Origin of the sequence: Pyrinomonas sp., assembly GCF_040289685.1 — a bacterium.
In the GTDB taxonomy this organism is placed as follows: Bacteria; Acidobacteriota; Blastocatellia; order Pyrinomonadales; family Pyrinomonadaceae; genus Pyrinomonas.
Map to the genome: position 1 here is coordinate 1 of NZ_PSLQ01000019.1, position 17,929 is coordinate 17,929.

The window sequence follows — 17,929 nt, forward strand, 5'->3', positions numbered from 1 at the left end:
CATGCGGGTTCCCGGCGCGGCGTGGCACCGGGAACGGCCGTCAACTGTCAAACCCAAGTCTGAGTCGAGACCGACCATAATGGTCTTGGGCGCATCGCACATGGCCAATCCCGGGCGCGACGTGTTCAACGCGCAGTGGGACGACGTGCTAAAACCAAAGCGGCAACGGGAGATACGCGAACTCGTCGATCTTTTGAAAAGGTTCCGACCGACTAAGATCGCCGCCGAAGAGCCGTTCGCAAGCCCGAAGCTTGCTGAAAGATACGCTTCGTATCTTCGCGGCGAGTATCAGTTGACGCGCAACGAAACGGATCAGATAGGCTTTCGCTTGGCGAAAGAGCTGCATCACGAGCGGATCTATGGCGTCGATGTCGCAGGAGATTTCGACATCGGGCGCGTGATTGAGTTCGCCGAGGCCAAAGATCAGCGGAAGATCATCGATGAAGCTTTTCGGATGGCGCAACGTCAGATCGAACGCCTTAACGAGTTGATAAGAACCAAAAGCGTTGCGGAGATCTTTTGTTTTCTCAACAGCCAACGTCAAATCGACGAGAGCCATCGTGCCTATTTGTTGCTCGTGCGCGTCGGAAAGGACCGAGCTTATCCCGGAGCCGAAGTGGTTGCTGGGTGGTACGCGCGCAACCTCAAAATCTTCTCGAACATCGTCCGCATCACGGAATCGAGCGCCGATCGCATTCTCATCATCATCGGTGCCGGTCACGTCAAGCTGCTTCAGCAATTCATCGCGGATGCGGGCAGATACAAGCTTGTGAAAGCGAGCGATTACCTCTGTGCTCGAGCTTTTCCTACTGGAGTCGGCTCTCGTCGGCGCACAGGCGCGCGTTTTTCGCTGAGAACTTCCGTCGAGAATCGCCGTGGATGTTCCGCTCTTCCCTTAGCGCGCAAACACGCGCACGATGTCGCCCACCTTGATCATCCCGCGCCCTTCGTGCAAGAGGTTCTGCCCAAAGAGCAGATCCTTTCCCCTACGTCGGTAGGTGGCCAGCGTGCGCAAAGGCTCCGCATCGGGGGCGCGCACGCCGGTCTTTTGATCCGTCGTAGTGATGACGCACCGCGCGCAGGGTTTAGCGACGCGAAATGTTATGCCCGCGATCTCGATGCGCGCCCATCCATCTTCGGCGAAAGGGCCGACGCCGCGCACCACGATGTTCGGACGAAAACGGTTCATCGGCACCGGTCGGGCCAACCGACCATTCAGATCCTCAAGCGACGCCTCGCTGACCAACAAAAACGGAAAAGCATCGGCAAAGCCAACCTTGGCGTGGGCTGATAGCTTGCGCCCTTGCTCCGGCGCAATGTAAACCAAACGACATCGCCGACCGAGAAAGTCGCTGGCCCATCGGTCCGCTGCGTCCCCTACTGGCGTCGCAATGAGATCGTCATCCCAGACGACGACGCGCACGCTTGGCGGCTGACCGCGCACGTCAAGCGCAAGGCGCAGAGGCTCCATTTGCGGAGCGGTCAAGACCAACGCTTCCTCGCGCAACATCGGAACGATCTGTGCCAAACGCGGCTCTTCCCGCTGTGAGATGAAGCGTCCGTTGCCGTCGGCGATCATCCAACGCCGATCATAACGCAAACCGAATTCATCGACCTCGGCTTGCGTAAGCGCAATGCCAGCCGCCGACTTAAGCGGATAAATGTAAAGCGCCGCAACCTCGACGACGCTTCCCTCTTCTCCGAAAGCGCCCATAGCCCAACGATCATACCATTCATCTTCCGTGTGTAACGAAAATTTGATTCATCGGTTAAACTTCTGTCTGGCCTTTGGCCTAGATCAACGTACAGAACAAGGGGTTCACCATGGGAATCACACGGCGTCCGCCGCTCGAACTGCTCGATCTGGCCACCGGATACCAGCGCGCCAAAACGCTCTTCGCTTTGATTGAATTGGAGATCCCGACCATGCTCGCCGCTGGTCCGTTGCTTTGCGAAGAGATCGCGCGCCGAACCAAACTCCATCCAATGGCTGCTGACCGCTTGCTCAATGCCAGCGTCGCGCTTGGACTGCTCGCGCGCCAAGGCGATCTGTTCGCTAACGCGCCTGCGTCGGCACGCTACTTAGTCAAAGGCACAGAGAACTACCTCGGCGACTACCTGCTCAAGCATGACCGGGACTCTTATCCGCGATGGATGACGTTGGTCGAACGTCTACGTCGCTGGACGCCAGGCGAAACCGTCGCAACAACGTCGGCAGACGATGCGCCCACAGCGCACCACAACCTCACACTGATTGTCGGCGCAGCGCTGGCCGAAAGCTACGACTTCTCCGCCCACGCGCTGCTGCTCGACATCGGCGGCGGCACGGGCGCGATGTCGATCAGCATCTGTCGCGCTCACCCGCGCTTGCGCGCCGTGGTGGTCGATCTTCCGCATGTGACGAAACACGCGCAACGATTCATCGCCGAAGCCGGTCTCGCTGATCGGATCGAAACCTACTCAGCCGATTTCAAATCAGATCCGCTGCCCACTGGATTCGACGTCGCGCTCCTCGCCAATCTCCTTTCCGTCGCCAGCGAAGAGGGCAACCGCCGTTTGTTCGACGCGCTCTACGAACGACTTCCAGATCACGGCGCGGTGATCATCAGCGGATGGATCCTAGATGATGCGCGCACGCATCCTTTGCTTCCCGTGCTCTTTTGTTTGGAGGATATCTGCTGGGATGCCCCCGATGTCGAACGCACGGCTTCGACCTACCGCCGCTGGCTGCAAGCCGCAGGCTTTCAGCAGATCGAGTGCGTCGAATACTTCCCGCCGACGAGCATGCTCGTCGGCTACCGCCTGCCTCGCGCGTGATCCCGTAGAGCGTCGTCTGGGCGCGCTCCTCGAACAAATACTCTTCACAAAAGCATTACTATAGTTTATTCTTGATGCGCAAAACAGAAGGGCCGATTATACGACTATGGAATTGACGCAACTCGAATTCTTTCTGAAGGTCGTCGAGGAGAAGAGCTTTTCCAAAGCGGCCGATCGCGTCTTTCGCACGCAACCGGCCGTCAGCATCGCCATCCGCCGCCTCGAAGAAGAGGTCGGCGCGCCGCTCTTCGACCGCTCACAGAAGACGCCGATGCTCACCGAAGCTGGGCGCGTCTTTTACGACTACGCGCGCCGCATCATCGCCATGCGCGACCAAGCGCGCGAAGCGGTCGCCGAGCTGCGCACATTGCAAAAAGGGCGCGTCCGCATCGGCGCCAACGAGAGCACCTCGCTCTACCTGCTGCCACAAGTCATCCTCGCTTACCGCAAACGCTACCCGAACGTCAAGGTCGAAGTCTACCGCGATGTCTCCGAACGGCTCCCGCGCGAAGTGCTCGAACGAAACTTTGACCTCGCGCTGATGGCCTTCGAGCCGACCGATCCTGAACTGGAGAGGTTCCCCGTGCTCAAGGACGAACTCGTCCTCATACTCTACCCAGATCACCCGCTCGCCCAACGCGAATACGTCACCGTCAGAGAGCTGGGCAACGAATCCTTCATCGCGCACAACGTGCGTTCGACTTCGCGCGCCAAAGTGATCGAAGCTTTCGCACGACATAATACGCCGCTCAACATCGCGCTCGAACTGGCGACGGTCGAGACCATCAAACGGTTCGTGCAGCTCAAGATCGGCATCGCTTTCGTCCCGCGCATGTGCGTCCGCGAGGAACTCGAACGCGGCGCGCTGCGCACCGTGCCCGTGCGCGGCCTCTCTTACCAACGCACGCTCTGGGCGGCCCACCGACGCAATGCCGCCTTGTCACATGCGGCGGCAGCCTTTATCGACCTTTTGCGCCACCACGCGCGTTCTTGAGCGAAGCCAAACGAGAGTTATTTTACTATAAAAATTATAATTTTGACTTAGTCTCTCCAAACGGCTAGCATTCAGCCTAGCCGCGAGGAGTTTTCAAGCTGTGAAGACGCGAATCGCCATTTTCGATACGACTTTGCGCGACGGCGAACAGGCTCCCGGTTGTTCCATGACCGTTGAGGAGAAGGTCCGCCTTGCCATGCAACTGGAGGAACTCGGCGTCGATGTCATCGAAGCTGGATTTCCGATCGCCTCCGAAGGCGACTGCGTCGCAGTGCGCGCCGTTGCCGAGCGCTGTCGGCGCGCCACTGTGGCCGCGCTCTGTCGCACTACGGAGCAAGACATCATCTGCGCTGCCGAGGCGCTCAGCCGCGCCGCGCGCCCACGCCTGCACATCTTTCTGGCAACCTCGGACATTCATCTCGAGTACAAGTTGCGCAAGAGCCGGGCGGAAGTCATCGAAATGGCCCAACGCGGCGTGCGCTTGGCGCGCGCCTTGGTCGAAGAAGTCGAATTCTCTGCCGAAGATGCCACGCGCAGCGAAGTCGATTTTTTGTGCGAAGTATTGGAAGCGGCCATTGCCGAAGGGGCATCCATCATCAATGTGCCCGACACGGTCGGGTACGCCCTGCCGACCGAATACGGCGCGCTGATCCGCACCGTGCGCGAGCGCATTGGGCGTCGCCACCCGCAGATCATCATCAGCGCTCACTGCCACAACGACCTCGGCTTGGCCGTGGCCAACAGCCTCGCCGCCATCGAGGCGGGCGCGCATCAAGTGGAGTGTACCGTCAACGGCATCGGCGAACGGGCCGGTAACGCTGCGCTCGAAGAGATCGTCATGGCCTGCGTTGTGCGCTCCGATCGGCTTCCCATCGAGACGGGGATTCGCACGCCTCTGCTCTACCCAACGAGTCAAATGCTCAGCGAAATCGTCGGCTTCCCGGTGCAGCCGAACAAGGCGATCGTCGGACGCAACGCTTTCGCGCACGAGGCGGGGATCCACCAGCACGGCGTCCTCAGCAACCCGCTCTGCTACGAGATCATGACGCCGGAATCGGTTGGCGCGCCCGCCGACCGCATCGTGCTAGGCAAACACTCGGGACGCCACGCCTTGGCCCAAAGGTACGCTGAACTGGGCCACCCGCTCGCGCCCGCGGAATTGGAAACGATCTACAAAAAGTTTATAAAACTAGCAGACCGCAAAAAGAGAATTTATGATCAGGATCTGCTGGCGCTCCTCCATGCGCGCGCCAGCGTCCCGCAAACCGAACGGACTGGACCAACTGTGCCGCGTTGGAGCGGCGCATGAAAGCTGAGATGAAGTTGCGAATCGCGCTTTTGCCGGGCGACGGCATCGGTCCCGAAGTGACGCACGAAGCGGTGCGCGTCCTACAAGCGGTGGCCGAGCTTTGCAACCACGAGTTCGAATTCCAAGAGCTGCCCATCGGTGGAGCGGCCATCAAGGAGCATGGCTCCCCGCTCCCGATCAGCGCGCTGGATGCTTGCTTGGCGAGCCGCGCGGTGTTGCTCGGTGCCGTCGGAGCGCCCGAGTACGATGATCTCCCGCCCGACCGGCGCCCCGAGGCCGGGTTGCTCACCTTGCGACAGGCGCTCGGCGGCTTCGCTAATCTGCGCCCCATCGTCTTTTACGAAGCGCTCGCGCCCGCTAGTCCGCTGCGTCCCGAAAGGATCGCGGGTGCCGATCTGTTGATCGTGCGCGAACTGCTCGGCGGGCTTTACTTCTCCGAACCGCGCGGGTTCACGACGGAAGGGAACACTCCCGTAGCTGCCTATAACACGCTGCGCTACGAGGCGCGTGAGATCGAGCGCGTCGCCCACATCGCTTTTCAGGCAGCGCGCCGTCGGCGCCGTAAAGTGACCTCGGTTGACAAGGCTAACGTCCTCGAAACCTCGCAACTGTGGCGACACACGGTTGCGCGCGTCGCGCGTTCTTACCCGGACGTCGCGCTGGAACACATCTATGTGGATGCTTGCGCGATGCGGTTGGTGAGCGAGCCGGCGCGCTTCGACGTCGTTTTGACCGAGAACCTCTTCGGCGACATCCTATCGGACGAGGCCGCCGTGATCAACGGTTCGCTCGGCACGCTCGCTTCAGCGACTATCGGCGGCGCAATCGACCTTTACGAACCGGTGCACGGCTCAGCGCCTGACATCGCTGGGCGCGGCATCGCCAATCCCATCGGTGCCATCGCTTCGGCGGCGCTCATGCTCCGCTACACGGCGCGACTCGAGCAAGAAGCATGCGACATCGAGATGGCCATCGAGCAAGTGCTCGATGCTGGCTACGCCACGCCCGACCTACACAGCGCAAGCACGCGCTGTGTGGTCGGCACCGCGGAGATGGGACAACTCATCACCGAAGCGTTGGCCGAGATCGTCGATCTGCGCCGCGCTTATCATGCTGTTTGACCGTATGGGACGCACACTGCTAGACAAAATCTGGGATGAGCACGTCGTCTATCAACCGGTCGATGCTCCGGCGCTGCTCTACATCGATCTTCACCTCGTGCACGAAGTCACCTCGCCGCAAGCTTTCGACGGTTTGCGGGCAACCGGGCGTCGCGTTCGCCGTCCGGATTTGACGGTTGCCACGGTGGACCACAACGTGCCGACCTCCGATCGCCATCTGCCCATCGCCGATCAGATCGCGGCGCAACAGATCGCCACCCTCCGACGCAATTGTCGCGAGTTCGGCATCAGGTTTTTCGACCTCGACTCTGAATACCAAGGCATCGTCCACGTCATCGGGCCGGAGCTCGGTTTGACACAGCCCGGCATGACCATCGTCTGTGGCGATAGCCACACTAGCACACATGGCGCCTTCGGCGCGCTCGCCTTCGGCATCGGCACGAGCGAGGTCGAGCATGTGCTCGCCACGCAGTGCCTGCCGCAGCGCAAACCGCGCGCCATGGCCATTCGCGTCCACGGTCAACTCCCACCGGGCGTTGCAGCCAAAGACCTCGCGCTCGGCATCATCCGCACCATCGGCACGGATGGCGCTACTGGTCACGTCATCGAGTACATGGGCCAGACCGTGCGCGCTCTCTCCATGGAAGGGCGCATGACGCTTTGCAACATGAGCATCGAAGCGGGCGCACGCGCTGGTATGGTCTCGCCCGACGAGAAGACTTTTGATTACTTGCGTGGACGGCCCCTTGCGCCGCAAGGAGCCGCGTGGGATGCAGCCGTGCGACGGTGGAGCGAGTTGGCCAGCGACGACGATGCGAGCTTCGATCGCGTTATCGACATCGAAGCTCGCACGCTCGCCCCGTTCGTCACGTGGGGAACGAGTCCGGGTCAAGTCGTTCCCGTCACCGAACGGGTGCCCGATCCGGCGCAAGCGCCCACTGAAGCGGAAAGACGCGCTGCCGAGCGCGCGCTTGCCTACATGGGCCTCAAACCGGGCGTGCCCATCGAAGAGATCTCAATCGATCGCGTCTTCATCGGTTCGTGCACCAATGCGCGGCTCGAAGACCTGCGCGCGGCCGCTGCCGTCGTGCGCGGTTACCGCATCCACCCGCGCGTGCGAGCCATGGTCGTCCCGGGTTCCCAACAGGTCAAGCGCGCCGCTGAAGCGGAACAACTGGACCAAGTCTTTCGTCGCGCGGGGTTCGAGTGGCGCGATCCTGGGTGTTCGATGTGCTTGGGGATGAACGCCGATACCTTGCAACCGGGAGAACGCTGCGCTTCGACGAGCAACCGCAATTTCGAAGGGCGACAAGGGCGCGGCGGCCGCACTCACTTGGTCAGCCCCATGATGGCTGCGGCAGCCGCCATCGCCGGCCACTTCATCGACGTGCGCCAGTGGAAATTCAAGTGACCGAAGGGCGAAAGCGCCTGCGGCTGGGACTGTGAGGTGTGAACTGCAGAAGGGGAGCAGAAAAAGTTAACCGCTTGACTGAAGAGTCGTTAAAGCGCCGCGTGAGTTGGAAGCCGAAGAGGAAAGGGTCAGAAAAGGGGGCGAGAAGCATAGGATGCAACCGTTTCGCGTACACACAGGTTTGGTCGCGCCGCTCTACCGACCGAATATCGATACGGATCAGATCGTCCCGAAACAGTTCCTCAAACGCATCGAGCGCACCGGATTCGGGCAGTTCCTCTTCTATGATTGGCGCTACACGCCCGATGGGCAGCCCGATCCCTCTTTCGTGCTCAACATGCCGCTTTACCGCGGAGCGAGCATCATGGTCGCCGGACGAAATTTCGGTTGCGGTTCATCGCGCGAGCACGCGCCTTGGGCGTTGGTCGATTACGGCTTTCGCGCTATCATCGCCCCTTCTTTCGCTGACATCTTCGCCAACAACGCCATCAAGAACGGATTGCTCCCGGTCGCGCTCGATGAGGAGCTCGTCCAGCTCATCGCCGCGCGCGCCGAAGAGAAGGCCTACATGCTGACGATTGATCTCGAACGGCGCGAAGTTCGCGATCAAGAGGCGTCGCTGGCTCGCTTTCAAATCGATGACTTCGCACGCCATTGCCTGCTCAACGGTCTAGATGAGATCGCGTTGACGCTGCAACACGAGGCGCTCATCACCGCTTACGAAGAGCGACGGCGGAAGAATGTTTAACCGCTCCTCCTTGAAGTCTCTGCTGCTGTGCCATTGAAAATGCCGCTCGAAGGACCGAGCGGCATCTTTTTGCTGTGGGAGTCGGCTTGCCGAACCGCAAAGGTCGCATGCACCATAAGCGATTCGACGAACTGACCTCGAACCGCAAACGAACACAACGGCGCGCGCCGCGACGGCGTCGTAGACGCGTCAGACGGCGTAGTCGGATAGTTCCGTCGCCGCTTCTTCTTCCTCGGCTCGCACCTCCTCTTCGGAAGCAGCAAGGCGTGCTTCCTCTTCGCGCCGTTTATCCTGCGCCTCCTTCAACTGCAACATGCGACAACTGCCTTCAAAGACGGCCCCATTCTCCACTACCAGCGCCGGAGTTTGAATATTGCCGGTGACTTTGGCGGCGCGCCCCATCTCAATCCGTTTCGAAGCGATGATGTCGCCGTTGACCGTGCCGTTGATGATCGCCACCGCTACCTCGATGTCCGCATCGACTTGTCCGCCGACGCTGACGATGAGCGTTCCGTCTGCTGATGTGATCCGTCCAGACAGGTGCCCATCGACGCGCAGCAACGCTTTGAACGTTGCTTCGCCCTTGAGTACCGTGCCCGCGCCGACGAAACCGCTCAGTTTGCCGTCCTTGATGTCGCGCGCCAACACTTCGCTCTCCGTGACGGCGCGCGGCGGTGGACTAGGAACCGATGCCGACGGGATGGTCGGGACAGTTGCGTTCGCCGAATTATCGTTCACCGCTTGCTCTTCTCTGGGATTTTTGCTCACTCTAAACATCGTCCATCCTCCACTGAAGAATGACCAATAAGGGTAGTCTCAGGCTAGAGAGCGGTGGCGAGCTCCACCGGGCTTTAAGTTCACAACGAGGTCGCAGTCCCTCGCGCTGAAGCGCTCCTGAGCGCGCCCCTTTTCATAGCGCGCCGAAGATCATAGGATGAGTCTTGTCGGGTTGTCTAGACTGTCGCGAGAAAAGAAGAAAAATTTAACGTCTTCATATCGCTGCTTCGACCAAGTTAACCCCAGCGGGCGAGCCGACCAAACGCTGCGCCAGAAGTTTATCAGAATGCGCCGGGCAGAGAAGCTTGCGCTGAGCGCGCCTTGCAACGAGCTAGACGAAGACCACTGATTGAAAGTTCGGGATGTCAAAGCGTTTGCGACATCGCCGACAGACGAGCACATCATCGACGCGCACCATGTAGTCGCGAGCGCGCGCAAAACGCTGGCGGTCCTGTTCGTTCGCGCTTGGCGGCAGCGTGCTCTTCTTGGTCCGCCGCAACCAGCGCACCTCGTATTCGGCGCGCGCACGACAGTGCGGACAGACGTATGTTACCCTCTTCGTCTCTTGCCGCTCGTTGAAGAAATCCCGTTCGTTCACTGCGCCCTCCCGAACAAATGGCGGACGAGCGATGTCCGCAAGGATCGTCTTGCTTGAGAACACGCTCAACTCGGCTACCTGCCGAGCAAACGGCAAGCGAGCGCCACACCACGAAACTTCGCGCTTTCGTCGGCGTTCGCTTGCCCAAGCCGCACGCCGTCATGCGCTTCGCTTTTCGAGCAGACGGCGCACAGTCGCAAGAAAACTCTGCGGGTCGATCGGCTTGGGTTCATAGGCGTCGGCACCTTGCGCCAGAGTAAACGTCGCGCTTCCTGTTCCATAGCCGGTGATAACGAGCACGGGCGTCTGCGCGATCTCCGCCGTGTCACGCACGCGCCGAATCAAATGGACGCCGTCGGCAGCCGGCATGCTCACGTCGGTCACGATCAGATCGGGACGCTGTTGCAAGGCCAGTTCGTAACCGCGCAGACCATCTTCGGCAACCAGCACATCATAACCGTGACGCTCCAGCGCGAGCCGGACGAGTTCGCGCGCCACGTCGTCATCTTCGACGACGAGGATTCTCCTCGCCTCTTCAGCCGTGCCCCCGATCATCGTCTCTCTTCCTCTCCGCTCGCTCGCACAGCTCGCGTAGATATTTGAAGCTATAGATCCCGGTTTGATGTCCATCGCTCCAGCGAAAACAGAGCGCATAGCGACCGATGAGTTCTAAATCTTGTATGGTCAGATCGTCACTGATGGTATCGGCGCACAGGATGCGTTCGCCGGTCCATTCGTTGACGCACTGCGCGCACGGGCAGAGCCGGCGCAAATCTGCAGCTCGGTAGCGGCAAATACGTCCATCGGACCAGGTGATGCGCAATGCAGCCGCGCCTTCTTGCGCGATCTCGCGTGGCTCAATCCGTCGATCGGCGGCCATTCGCTGCTCCTTTCAACTCTCGCAACGCAGTGCGCACGCGCTCGACCGTTACGTTCCAGTGCGAAGCCGACCAGACGGCGCGTCCGTCGCGCAAGATGATCACCTGCGGCGATTCGTGTCGGACGCCGGTGCGCTCTTCGATCGCGCGCGCCACGGATCGGGCGCGCTGCACGACAACCATCGCCACGTCTTCTTCTAACCGTTCCATCTCGCGGTAGGCGCCGGCGCTAATCGGGCAGGTCACGCTGTGTTTGAAGATGATGACGGGCGCGCGCTGCGAAGCGGCGACTAAGTCATCAAGTTGCCCTACATCTTCCAAGGCGATGAACCCCACAGGTCGTGCTCCCTCCTCTGACTTACTTTCAACGATATTAACGCAGCCGCAGGCGTCAGTGCTAGCCAACGGCTCGACCAAAATGAGCGCGGCAGCCCCTGCGGCGAAAGAGATGATCGACATGCTGATGCGGGAGAGACGTTGCGCGCTAATCGGAATTCGCTCCGCTTTCACAGCGGGTGTGCGTTCGGACGCAAAAGAGGCGTCGGACGCCAAGGCGGAACCGCTCGCGTGCAACCGATTTCGAGCGCTAAACGAAGCTCGGGAAAGGCACCCGATGCCAGCGAGAAGGAGCCGAATCTTTACCGCATGTTGTCGCGCGGCGCGCTTTATGGTACACACTCACTTCGAGCAAGGAGGTTGAAGATGGGCGGCTTGAAGAGCGAAGAACGAAGGATCGGGACAAGATACGCCGTGCATCTGCCGGTGCGCGTCGAGTGGGACGATGAATCGGTCGGCGGTCAAGTGCGCGTCGAAGGCGAAACGCAAAACGTTGGACCCAAAGGGGCGCTCGTTTATCTGCGTCGGTTGCCGCAGGTTGGCAGCCGCGTTCGTTTAGCTGTGCTGGAAGATGATGCGACGCGGTTTGAGGCGGTGGCCGAAGTCCTTCGCCTCGAGCGCGACCCAGCGCAGCCGTTGGCAGCCCTGCGCCTGCTCGATGCCGAACGCGAGTGGGGCGAGATGGTTTGGGAGTGGGCCGCGCAGTTGGAGCGGCAAGCCGAAGACGAGGAGACAGAATAACGGAACGAACGAGAAGGGTTGGCAAACAGGTCCATGATGAACGAAGAACGCGCCGACAAAGCGCTGCACAAGCAGATCAAAGAGGCCGAAGTGGGCGATGTCGCGCAAGCGGCGGCAGGCGCAATCGCGGCGGCCACGTGGCCGCAAACGCGCGCCGTGCTCCGCATCATCCTCATCGTCCTTGCCGTCGCCGCTGGGTTGTGGTTGTTGTACGAACTCGAAGGGATACTGCTGCTCATCATCCTCTCGGTCTTCTTCGCTTACCTGATCGCGCCGCTCGTCGAACTGGTCCGCCGTCCGTTCAAGCTCGCGGGGCGTGAAAGAATCATACCGCGCGCTGTCGCTATTGCCATCGTTTACGTGCTCATCTTCGGGTCGCTCGGCTTTGCGTTCTACCTCTTGCTGCCGCGCATCGGCGACCAAGCGACGCAATTTGCCCAACAGGCGCCAACCTACTTGATAACGGCGCGTGGCCGTGCCCAAAAGCTGAACGAGATGTACCGCCAGTATCAGTTGCCGCCGGCGGTGCGTGAAGCGGTCAACAACGCCGTCACGCAAGCCATCGAGCGCACGGGCGAGTACGTGCGCGAAGGCGTCGTCTCGCTGCTCGGGTGGATGGCTTATCTACCGTGGCTCATCCTGATTCCGATTCTGGCCTTCTTCTTGCTCAAGGATGCCGAATCTTTTCGCCGTTCGGCGCTGCAGATGATTCCGCAAGGGAGGCTGCGCTGGCGCGGCGACGAGTTCTTTCAAGACGTCAACCGCACGCTCGCCGCCTACATTCGCGCCCAACTGATCGCTTGCCTGCTGATCGGCACGATCTGTACCATCGGTTTTGCACTCATCGGCCTCCCTTATGCGCTCATGCTCGGCATCATTGCAGGCGTGTTGGAGTTCATCCCGTTGGTCGGACCGTTCACAGTGGCAGTGATCGTCGCCGTGATCGCGAGCTTCGTCTCATCGAATCAAGTGCTCGCCGTGCTGCTCTTTCTCGGCATACTGCGCATCGTTCACGACTACGTCACCTACCCGCGCTTGATTCGCCATGGCATTCACTTGCATCCGGTCGCAGTGATCCTAGCGGTGCTCGCCGGCCATGAATTAGCTGGCGTGGCCGGGATATTTCTCGCGATTCCGGTGGTCGCCGTCGTCACGGTCGCCTATCGCCACTGGAACGAGTATCGTGGAAGCGCCGGATTGATCGCTGGGGAGCTTCGCCCCGTTGAGCGAGCGGTGATCGAGTCGCCGCACGAAGGGGAGCGAGTAGCCAACCAGCTCACCGAACCTCCGCCCGCGCCCTCTCCATCAACTCGATGAAGCGGCGAAAATGATGCTCGGCGTCGTGCGGACCTGGAGCTGCCTCCGGATGGTACTGGACCGAGATCACTGGCAAAGCACGATGCCGCATCCCTTCAACGCACCCATCGTTCAGGTTGATGTGCGTCACCTCGACTTCGGGCGGAAGGCTCTCGGCGTCGACGGCGAATCCGTGATTGTGCGAGGTGATCTCGATGCTCCCCGTTTGCAGGTCCTTCACCGGTTGGTTGCCGCCGCGATGCCCGAACAGCAGTTTGTAGGTGCGGCCGCCGAAGGCGCGACCGAGCAATTGGTGACCGAAACAGATGCCGAAGGTCGGCACGCCCGTTTGAATCAACCGTCTGATCTCCTCGATGACGGCGGTCATGGAAGCCGGATCGCCTGGTCCGTTGGATAGGAAGATGCCGTCCGGAGCGAGCTGCAAGACTTCGCTCGCTGGCGTCGAGGCCGGCACCACCGTGAGCCGACAGCCGAGACGCGCCAAGGTTCGTAAGCTATTGCGCTTCACGCCGAAGTCGTAGCAGACGACGTGAAAACGCTCTTCGCTGTGGGCCGGTATTTCGTAACGCTCTTTGGTCGAAACGACGCTCGCTAGCTCTCTGTTCTCCATAGGCGGAGACTGACGCGCTCTTTCGAGCAAACGCTGCGCATCCGTGTCAATGGTGGAAAGGCAAGCGCGCATTGCTCCTTTGTCGCGTATGTGGCGCACCAGCGCGCGCGTGTCAACGTGTTCGATGGCTGGGATGCCCCACCGTTTGAGATAGGCATCGAGCGATCCTTCGGCCCGCCAGTTCGAGGCGATGCGACTCGCTTCGCGCACGACGAACCCCTCAACCCATGGGCGCGCCGACTCTTCATCGTCGCGGTTGACGCCGTAGTTGCCGATGAGCGGGTAGGTCATGCAAACGATCTGCCCGGCATAAGAGGGATCGGTCAACACCTCCTGATAACCGGACATAGAAGTGTTGAAGACTACCTCGCCGCACACCTCCGCCGCGGCCCCCCAAGCGTAGCCGCGAAAGGTGCGCCCATCTTCCAACACGAGCAAAGCTGGTTTGCGTGTCATCGTGAAGACCTCTGCGAAGCTCCCGCGTTCAAGATTGCGAACGCAAAAACTGTTTGGCTTCCGCCATCCAACGCCGCTCCGTCCGGTGCTTGTAGGCCGGCGCCGACTCAACGGCCCGAATGCAAGCGCGCATGCACTCGAACGCTTCTCTGCGACGTCCCAAACCGAACAGCGCCCGTCCCATCAAGTAAAGCCCTTCGGGATCGTTTTCGCGCCGCGCGAGAAAGCGGGCCAACATTTCGCGCGCATCGGCGAACTGCCCAGCGGCCAAATAGGTCGCACCGATCTCGCGCCAGACTTCGTGCTGCGCGTGTTCGGGGTCGCGCGCGACGACCTGTTCGAAGTGGCCGATCGCTTCGGGCAAACGGTTCTGCAAACGGGCGATGCGTCCGAGCTGATAGTGCGCATCGATCTCTTCCGGATCGATCGTCGTAGCTTGTTCAAACCGCCGCTGCGCCTCTTCGATCTCGCCTCGTTCGAGGTGGATCAATCCCAAGTTGTAGTGGGCCGAGGCGTCCGCCGGGTTGAGCGTTGCCGCTTCCAACGTTCGGCGAAAGCGCGCGCGATCGTTCTCGCGCCGGATTAACTCGCGACCCCAACTGATCAGCAAGAACAGGATTAATAAGAGCAGGAAAGGCGACGTGGCAACGAACGCCAAAGCCGGAAAGAGCGCTGGCCAGACGAGCAGGGCGATCAAGCCGCCGCCGACGAAAATGAACGCGGCCCGCACCCAGGAGACGCGAAACGAGGCGCGCACCGCTGCCAGCGACCACGCGCAGAACGGCAGAAAGAAGAGGATGCGCCCGAACCCCTGTGCGAACAAGCGCGCATCTTGGATCGCGGCGAGATCCGGATAAGCTCTTCGCCACTGTTCGATCGAAGCGGCCGTTTGCGCGATCACCAGCGCCTCGTACCCGGTCGTGCGCGCCACCACAGCGAGCGCAAGCGCGACGAAGTGCGCTGCCGCCCACGCATAGAACATGGCCGTGGCCACAACGGCATACTCTTGCCGCAACATGTCGCTGAAATTCCGGTGCCGGTCCAAAAGGTTGGCGACGAAGATCAGCGACGGAAACATGATCAAAGCGACGAACAGCAGACTGGCGACCGCCTCGGCGACGAAACTAAACCACGCTGCCGGGCGGCTGGCGCGCGCCGCCACATAGGGCCATTCAATGTAGAGCGCAAAGAGGAGTTGCGCAAGCAGTGCCCCCAGTGCGCTTTCAATCAGCGTCGCGCGCGCTTCCACAAGCTCACGCGTGGCGCGCACGGGCGCGCGCAAGAACCGGATGAAGTGCTGTGGCCAGTTGAACATCGTCAGCCCGTTCGCGTCATCTCGTTTGGCGCGACCAATCGGTCACGAACCGCGGCTCACGATCATCCTTGACGAAGGGAGGAGCGTCGCCGTGCGTGATCAACCCGACCGCGGTCGGCGGCCAGTAGCGAAGGATCGCTTTGCCGTAGATATATTTTTCGGGCACCAAGCCCCAGTAACGCGAATCGCTCGAGTGATCGCGATTATCCCCCATGACGAAGTAATAGTGCTGTTTGACGTAGATCGGCGGCAAGTTGGCTCGCCCCGTGTTCAATCGCGGATCGAGGTACGGCTCCTCCAATTCGCGCCCGTTGATCAAAATGCGCCCGTCGCGCATCTCAACCGTTTCGCCCGGCAACCCGATGATGCGCTTGATGTAACTTTTCGACGGATCGTCCGGAAACCAGAAGACGACGATATCGCCGCGTTCAAGCGGCGGCAATCCATAATAGACTAGTTTGTTGACAAAGATCCGCTCACCATCGTGCAAGCGCGGTAGCATAGAGGTGCCTTCAACCTTGACGGGTTGAACGAAGAAGACGATGATGAGCGCGACGAACATGGTCGCAAAGACCAAGTCGCGGATGAGCACGCGCATGTCTGCCCAAATCCCTTGTTCGCCTTCCTGTCGCGGTCTGATGGTGCAGATTCCTCGATCATCGTCGAGCGTCAGATCGCCGAATCGGTACTCGCCTTGCCTGCGCTTGAACATAAACTCGTCCAAAGTCCGCCTCGCGCTGATGATTCGCCACGACCTCTTGAAAGGCCAAGCGGATCGGTGCGCGAAACGGGCTAACTTTCGAGGTTAACCTTCCGCTATCGCCGTTGTCAACGCGCCTTACTCTCCACGCACGCTCTCGGCGTACGCCCGAACGGTTGAAGGCGCTCTCGTTCGGTCCCGTTTGTGAACGGGGTTTTGGTCCATGCGCGAGCGTCCGGTTAAAAGCGACTCCGCTTGACACCTTTCACGTTTCCTCCCTATCATCGCCCTACGAAACGGTCGGGAGAAAGATCAAAACCGATGATCAAACTGGACATCGTCAATCGCGTCGCTGAACGCACCGGCGTTCCCAAGATGAAAGCCGAACAAGCCGTTGACGCGCTCTTCAACTCGATGAAAGAGGCGCTCGCGCGCGGCGAACGGATCGAACTACGCGGCTTCGGCGTCTTCGTCGTCAAACCGCGCAAGCGCGGCATCGGGCGTAATCCGCGCACGGGCGAAGCGGTAGCCATCCCGTCCGGCAAGACGATTCGCTTCAAGCCGGGCAAAGAGCTTCAGGCTCACGGCTTCACCGAAGCCTCCGACGCAGCTTCCAAGCAGTGAAATCCGTCGTTTCGCACCCCGCTGAGATAACGAGCGTTGGACAAGCCTTTTCACAACGCCAACGGGTTCGGTTCGCACGGACCACGGATTGAAGATGCACCGTTGCACGCGGGCAGCTTCTGGCTTCATGCGTTGCTCTTCATCACGACGGCGGCGAGCATGACGCTTGCCGGAGCGACGCTCGCCATCGAGGAGTTGCCGGAACCGGCGCTGCCAGAACCGAGCTCACTGCTCGAAACCATACTCAAATTCCCTATCTATTACCTCGCCTCGTCGTGGCTGCTGATCAACTACGTCATCGCGCACCCCGTTCTTCTCGGACAGGGAGCGATGTTCGCTGGGTCTTTGCTCGCAATCCTGACGGCACACGAAGCCGGTCACTATTTCGCCTGTCGTCTCTACCGCGTTCAAGCATCGCTCCCTTATTTCATTCCAGCGCCCCCTCTGTTTCTTGCCGGTACGTTCGGCGCTTTCATTCGCATACGCTCGTCCATTCCATCGCGGCGCGCGCTTTTCGACATCGCCGTGGCCGGGCCGCTGGCCGGATTCGCCGTCGCCTTGCCGATCGCCGTGGCCGGCGTCGCCGTCGCACAACCGGCCCCGCTGCGCGATTTCGAGCCGGGCACCATGATCACGCTCAACGATCCGCTCTTGATGCGCGCGTTCGGTCACTGGCTTGGCGTGGACTTGGCCCACACGCAAGCTAATCCGCTCTATTTCGCGGCATGGATCGGGCTGTTGGTCACGAGTTTGAATCTTCTGCCAGTGGGACAATTAGACGGCGGTCACATCGTTTACGCTCTCTTTGGCCGTCGCACTCACGCGCTCTTCGGCAAAATGGCCTTTTTCGCCGTCTTGCTCCTCGCGCTGTTGGGTTGGGCGTGGCACGGGACACCGAGCGGACTCGTCTATGCGCTGCTGCTGCTCATCATCTTGCGCCTCCCGCATCCGCCCGTAACATACGAGGATGATTCACTGGGATCGACGCGCACGCTGCTTGCTTGGGTGACGCTCATCGTCTTCATCCTCTGCTTTCTTCCCTTTCCGATCACCATCCGGTGAAGCGGTGCGTTGAAGTCGCGACGAAAGCGAAGCCGCTGCGTCTTGAGAACCCTCGCCAGCTTATTGCGGGACGAACCCGATGTCGCGTGCGCCGATGAGCCTGGCATCTGAGTTC

The 17,929-nt window shown here is 60.6% G+C and carries 19 protein-coding genes and 1 pseudogene; 11 read left to right on the forward strand and 9 right to left on the reverse strand.

Annotated elements, in window-relative coordinates:
• Positions 1 to 100: 100 nt before the first annotated feature.
• Positions 101 to 730, forward strand: a pseudogene (locus tag C4334_RS06135) (DUF5694 domain-containing protein); the annotation flags it as partial.
• A 165-nt stretch (positions 731 to 895) separates the two neighbouring features.
• Here C4334_RS06135 and C4334_RS06140 read toward each other — a convergent pair.
• Positions 896 to 1,714 (reverse strand): MOSC domain-containing protein, encoded by an 819-nt coding sequence (locus tag C4334_RS06140; RefSeq protein WP_352431203.1) that lies wholly within the window; start codon positions 1,712 to 1,714, stop codon positions 896 to 898.
• A 110-nt stretch (positions 1,715 to 1,824) separates the two neighbouring features.
• On the opposite strand from C4334_RS06140, the gene C4334_RS06145 reads away from it, so the two are divergent.
• From C4334_RS06145 to leuD, 6 genes are all read left to right on the forward strand, one after another.
• Positions 1,825 to 2,817 (forward strand): methyltransferase, encoded by a 993-nt coding sequence (locus C4334_RS06145; protein WP_352431204.1) that lies wholly within the window; start codon positions 1,825 to 1,827, stop codon positions 2,815 to 2,817.
• A 106-nt stretch (positions 2,818 to 2,923) separates the two neighbouring features.
• A complete protein-coding gene (locus tag C4334_RS06150) occupies positions 2,924 to 3,811 on the forward strand; it encodes a LysR family transcriptional regulator (RefSeq protein WP_352431205.1) in 888 nt (295 codons plus the stop codon).
• A gap of 100 nt (positions 3,812 to 3,911) precedes the next feature.
• Positions 3,912 to 5,120 (forward strand): 2-isopropylmalate synthase, encoded by a 1,209-nt coding sequence (locus C4334_RS06155; protein WP_352431206.1) that lies wholly within the window; start codon positions 3,912 to 3,914, stop codon positions 5,118 to 5,120.
• Positions 5,121 to 5,128: 8 nt separating this feature from the next.
• Positions 5,129 to 6,241 (forward strand): 3-isopropylmalate dehydrogenase, encoded by a 1,113-nt coding sequence (gene leuB, locus C4334_RS06160; protein WP_352431207.1) that lies wholly within the window; start codon positions 5,129 to 5,131, stop codon positions 6,239 to 6,241.
• A gap of 4 nt (positions 6,242 to 6,245) precedes the next feature.
• Complete coding sequence (gene leuC / locus C4334_RS06165) at positions 6,246 to 7,652, forward strand: 3-isopropylmalate dehydratase large subunit (RefSeq protein WP_352431208.1); 1,407 nt, start codon at positions 6,246 to 6,248, stop codon at positions 7,650 to 7,652.
• 154 nt (positions 7,653 to 7,806) lie between these two features.
• Positions 7,807 to 8,400 carry a 3-isopropylmalate dehydratase small subunit gene (gene leuD / locus C4334_RS06170; protein WP_352431209.1) on the forward strand — a complete coding sequence of 198 codons (594 nt, stop codon included), beginning with the start codon at positions 7,807 to 7,809 and terminating at the stop codon, positions 8,398 to 8,400.
• 189 nt (positions 8,401 to 8,589) lie between these two features.
• Here the strand turns inward: leuD and C4334_RS06175 are convergent, their stop codons facing one another.
• From C4334_RS06175 to ytxJ, 5 genes are all read right to left on the reverse strand, one after another.
• The gene (locus C4334_RS06175) at positions 8,590 to 9,177 is read right to left on the reverse strand and encodes a bactofilin family protein (RefSeq protein ID WP_352431210.1); all 588 of its coding nucleotides are present in this window, start codon (positions 9,175 to 9,177) and stop codon (positions 8,590 to 8,592) included.
• Between the two features lie 331 nt (positions 9,178 to 9,508).
• Positions 9,509 to 9,775, reverse strand: coding sequence for a hypothetical protein (locus C4334_RS06180; RefSeq protein WP_352431211.1), 267 nt, complete (start codon positions 9,773 to 9,775; stop codon positions 9,509 to 9,511).
• Positions 9,776 to 9,934: 159 nt separating this feature from the next.
• A complete protein-coding gene (locus C4334_RS06185; RefSeq protein WP_352431212.1) occupies positions 9,935 to 10,330 on the reverse strand; it encodes a response regulator in 396 nt (131 codons plus the stop codon).
• A complete protein-coding gene (locus C4334_RS06190) occupies positions 10,311 to 10,655 on the reverse strand; it encodes a DUF971 domain-containing protein (RefSeq protein ID WP_352431213.1) in 345 nt (114 codons plus the stop codon). The genes C4334_RS06185 and C4334_RS06190 overlap by 20 nt, the downstream gene beginning before the upstream one ends.
• Entirely contained in the window at positions 10,633 to 10,989 is a 357-nt protein-coding gene (gene ytxJ, locus C4334_RS06195; protein ID WP_352431214.1) for a bacillithiol system redox-active protein YtxJ, read from the reverse strand. Before ytxJ ends, C4334_RS06190 begins: the two co-directional genes overlap by 23 nt.
• A gap of 366 nt (positions 10,990 to 11,355) precedes the next feature.
• Between ytxJ and C4334_RS06200 the strand changes: the two genes are divergently transcribed.
• Together C4334_RS06200 and C4334_RS06205 are read left to right on the forward strand one after the other, a co-directional pair.
• A complete protein-coding gene (locus C4334_RS06200; protein ID WP_352431215.1) occupies positions 11,356 to 11,730 on the forward strand; it encodes a PilZ domain-containing protein in 375 nt (124 codons plus the stop codon).
• 18 nt (positions 11,731 to 11,748) lie between these two features.
• A complete protein-coding gene (locus C4334_RS06205; protein ID WP_352431216.1) occupies positions 11,749 to 13,047 on the forward strand; it encodes an AI-2E family transporter in 1,299 nt (432 codons plus the stop codon).
• On the opposite strand, the gene carA is transcribed toward C4334_RS06205, so the two are convergent.
• Genes carA through lepB form a run of 3 tightly spaced genes read right to left on the reverse strand, consistent with a single transcriptional unit; the run spans position 13,007 to position 16,140 of the window.
• A complete protein-coding gene (gene carA, locus C4334_RS06210) occupies positions 13,007 to 14,113 on the reverse strand; it encodes a glutamine-hydrolyzing carbamoyl-phosphate synthase small subunit (RefSeq protein WP_352431217.1) in 1,107 nt (368 codons plus the stop codon). The two genes, C4334_RS06205 and carA, sit on opposite strands and share 41 nt — an antisense overlap.
• Positions 14,114 to 14,141: 28 nt before the next feature.
• A complete protein-coding gene (locus C4334_RS06215; protein ID WP_352431218.1) occupies positions 14,142 to 15,428 on the reverse strand; it encodes a tetratricopeptide repeat protein in 1,287 nt (428 codons plus the stop codon).
• A gap of 16 nt (positions 15,429 to 15,444) precedes the next feature.
• Positions 15,445 to 16,140 carry a signal peptidase I gene (gene lepB, locus C4334_RS06220; RefSeq protein WP_352431219.1) on the reverse strand — a complete coding sequence of 232 codons (696 nt, stop codon included), beginning with the start codon at positions 16,138 to 16,140 and terminating at the stop codon, positions 15,445 to 15,447.
• 309 nt (positions 16,141 to 16,449) lie between these two features.
• Between lepB and C4334_RS06225 the strand changes: the two genes are divergently transcribed.
• Together C4334_RS06225 and C4334_RS06230 are read left to right on the forward strand one after the other, a co-directional pair.
• Entirely contained in the window at positions 16,450 to 16,752 is a 303-nt protein-coding gene (locus tag C4334_RS06225) for an HU family DNA-binding protein (RefSeq protein ID WP_352431220.1), read from the forward strand.
• A 36-nt stretch (positions 16,753 to 16,788) separates the two neighbouring features.
• Positions 16,789 to 17,814, forward strand: a complete 1,026-nt coding sequence (locus tag C4334_RS06230) for a site-2 protease family protein (RefSeq protein ID WP_352431221.1) — start codon at positions 16,789 to 16,791, stop codon at positions 17,812 to 17,814.
• Positions 17,815 to 17,929 lie beyond the last annotated feature (115 nt).

Coding starts and splice junctions, on each gene's coding strand:
- C4334_RS06140 (WP_352431203.1), bottom strand. CDS start 1,714: ATGGGCGCTTTCGGAGAAGAGGGAAGCGTCGTCGAGGTTGCGGCGCTT.
- C4334_RS06145 (WP_352431204.1), top strand. CDS start 1,825: ATGGGAATCACACGGCGTCCGCCGCTCGAACTGCTCGATCTGGCCACC.
- C4334_RS06150 (WP_352431205.1), top strand. CDS start 2,924: ATGGAATTGACGCAACTCGAATTCTTTCTGAAGGTCGTCGAGGAGAAG.
- leuB (WP_352431207.1), top strand. CDS start 5,129: ATGAAGTTGCGAATCGCGCTTTTGCCGGGCGACGGCATCGGTCCCGAA.
- leuC (WP_352431208.1), top strand. CDS start 6,246: ATGGGACGCACACTGCTAGACAAAATCTGGGATGAGCACGTCGTCTAT.
- leuD (WP_352431209.1), top strand. CDS start 7,807: ATGCAACCGTTTCGCGTACACACAGGTTTGGTCGCGCCGCTCTACCGA.
- C4334_RS06175 (WP_352431210.1), bottom strand. CDS start 9,177: ATGTTTAGAGTGAGCAAAAATCCCAGAGAAGAGCAAGCGGTGAACGAT.
- C4334_RS06185 (WP_352431212.1), bottom strand. CDS start 10,330: ATGATCGGGGGCACGGCTGAAGAGGCGAGGAGAATCCTCGTCGTCGAA.
- C4334_RS06190 (WP_352431213.1), bottom strand. CDS start 10,655: ATGGCCGCCGATCGACGGATTGAGCCACGCGAGATCGCGCAAGAAGGC.
- C4334_RS06200 (WP_352431215.1), top strand. CDS start 11,356: ATGGGCGGCTTGAAGAGCGAAGAACGAAGGATCGGGACAAGATACGCC.
- carA (WP_352431217.1), bottom strand. CDS start 14,113: ATGACACGCAAACCAGCTTTGCTCGTGTTGGAAGATGGGCGCACCTTT.
- C4334_RS06215 (WP_352431218.1), bottom strand. CDS start 15,428: ATGTTCAACTGGCCACAGCACTTCATCCGGTTCTTGCGCGCGCCCGTG.
- lepB (WP_352431219.1), bottom strand. CDS start 16,140: ATGTTCAAGCGCAGGCAAGGCGAGTACCGATTCGGCGATCTGACGCTC.
- C4334_RS06225 (WP_352431220.1), top strand. CDS start 16,450: ATGATCAAACTGGACATCGTCAATCGCGTCGCTGAACGCACCGGCGTT.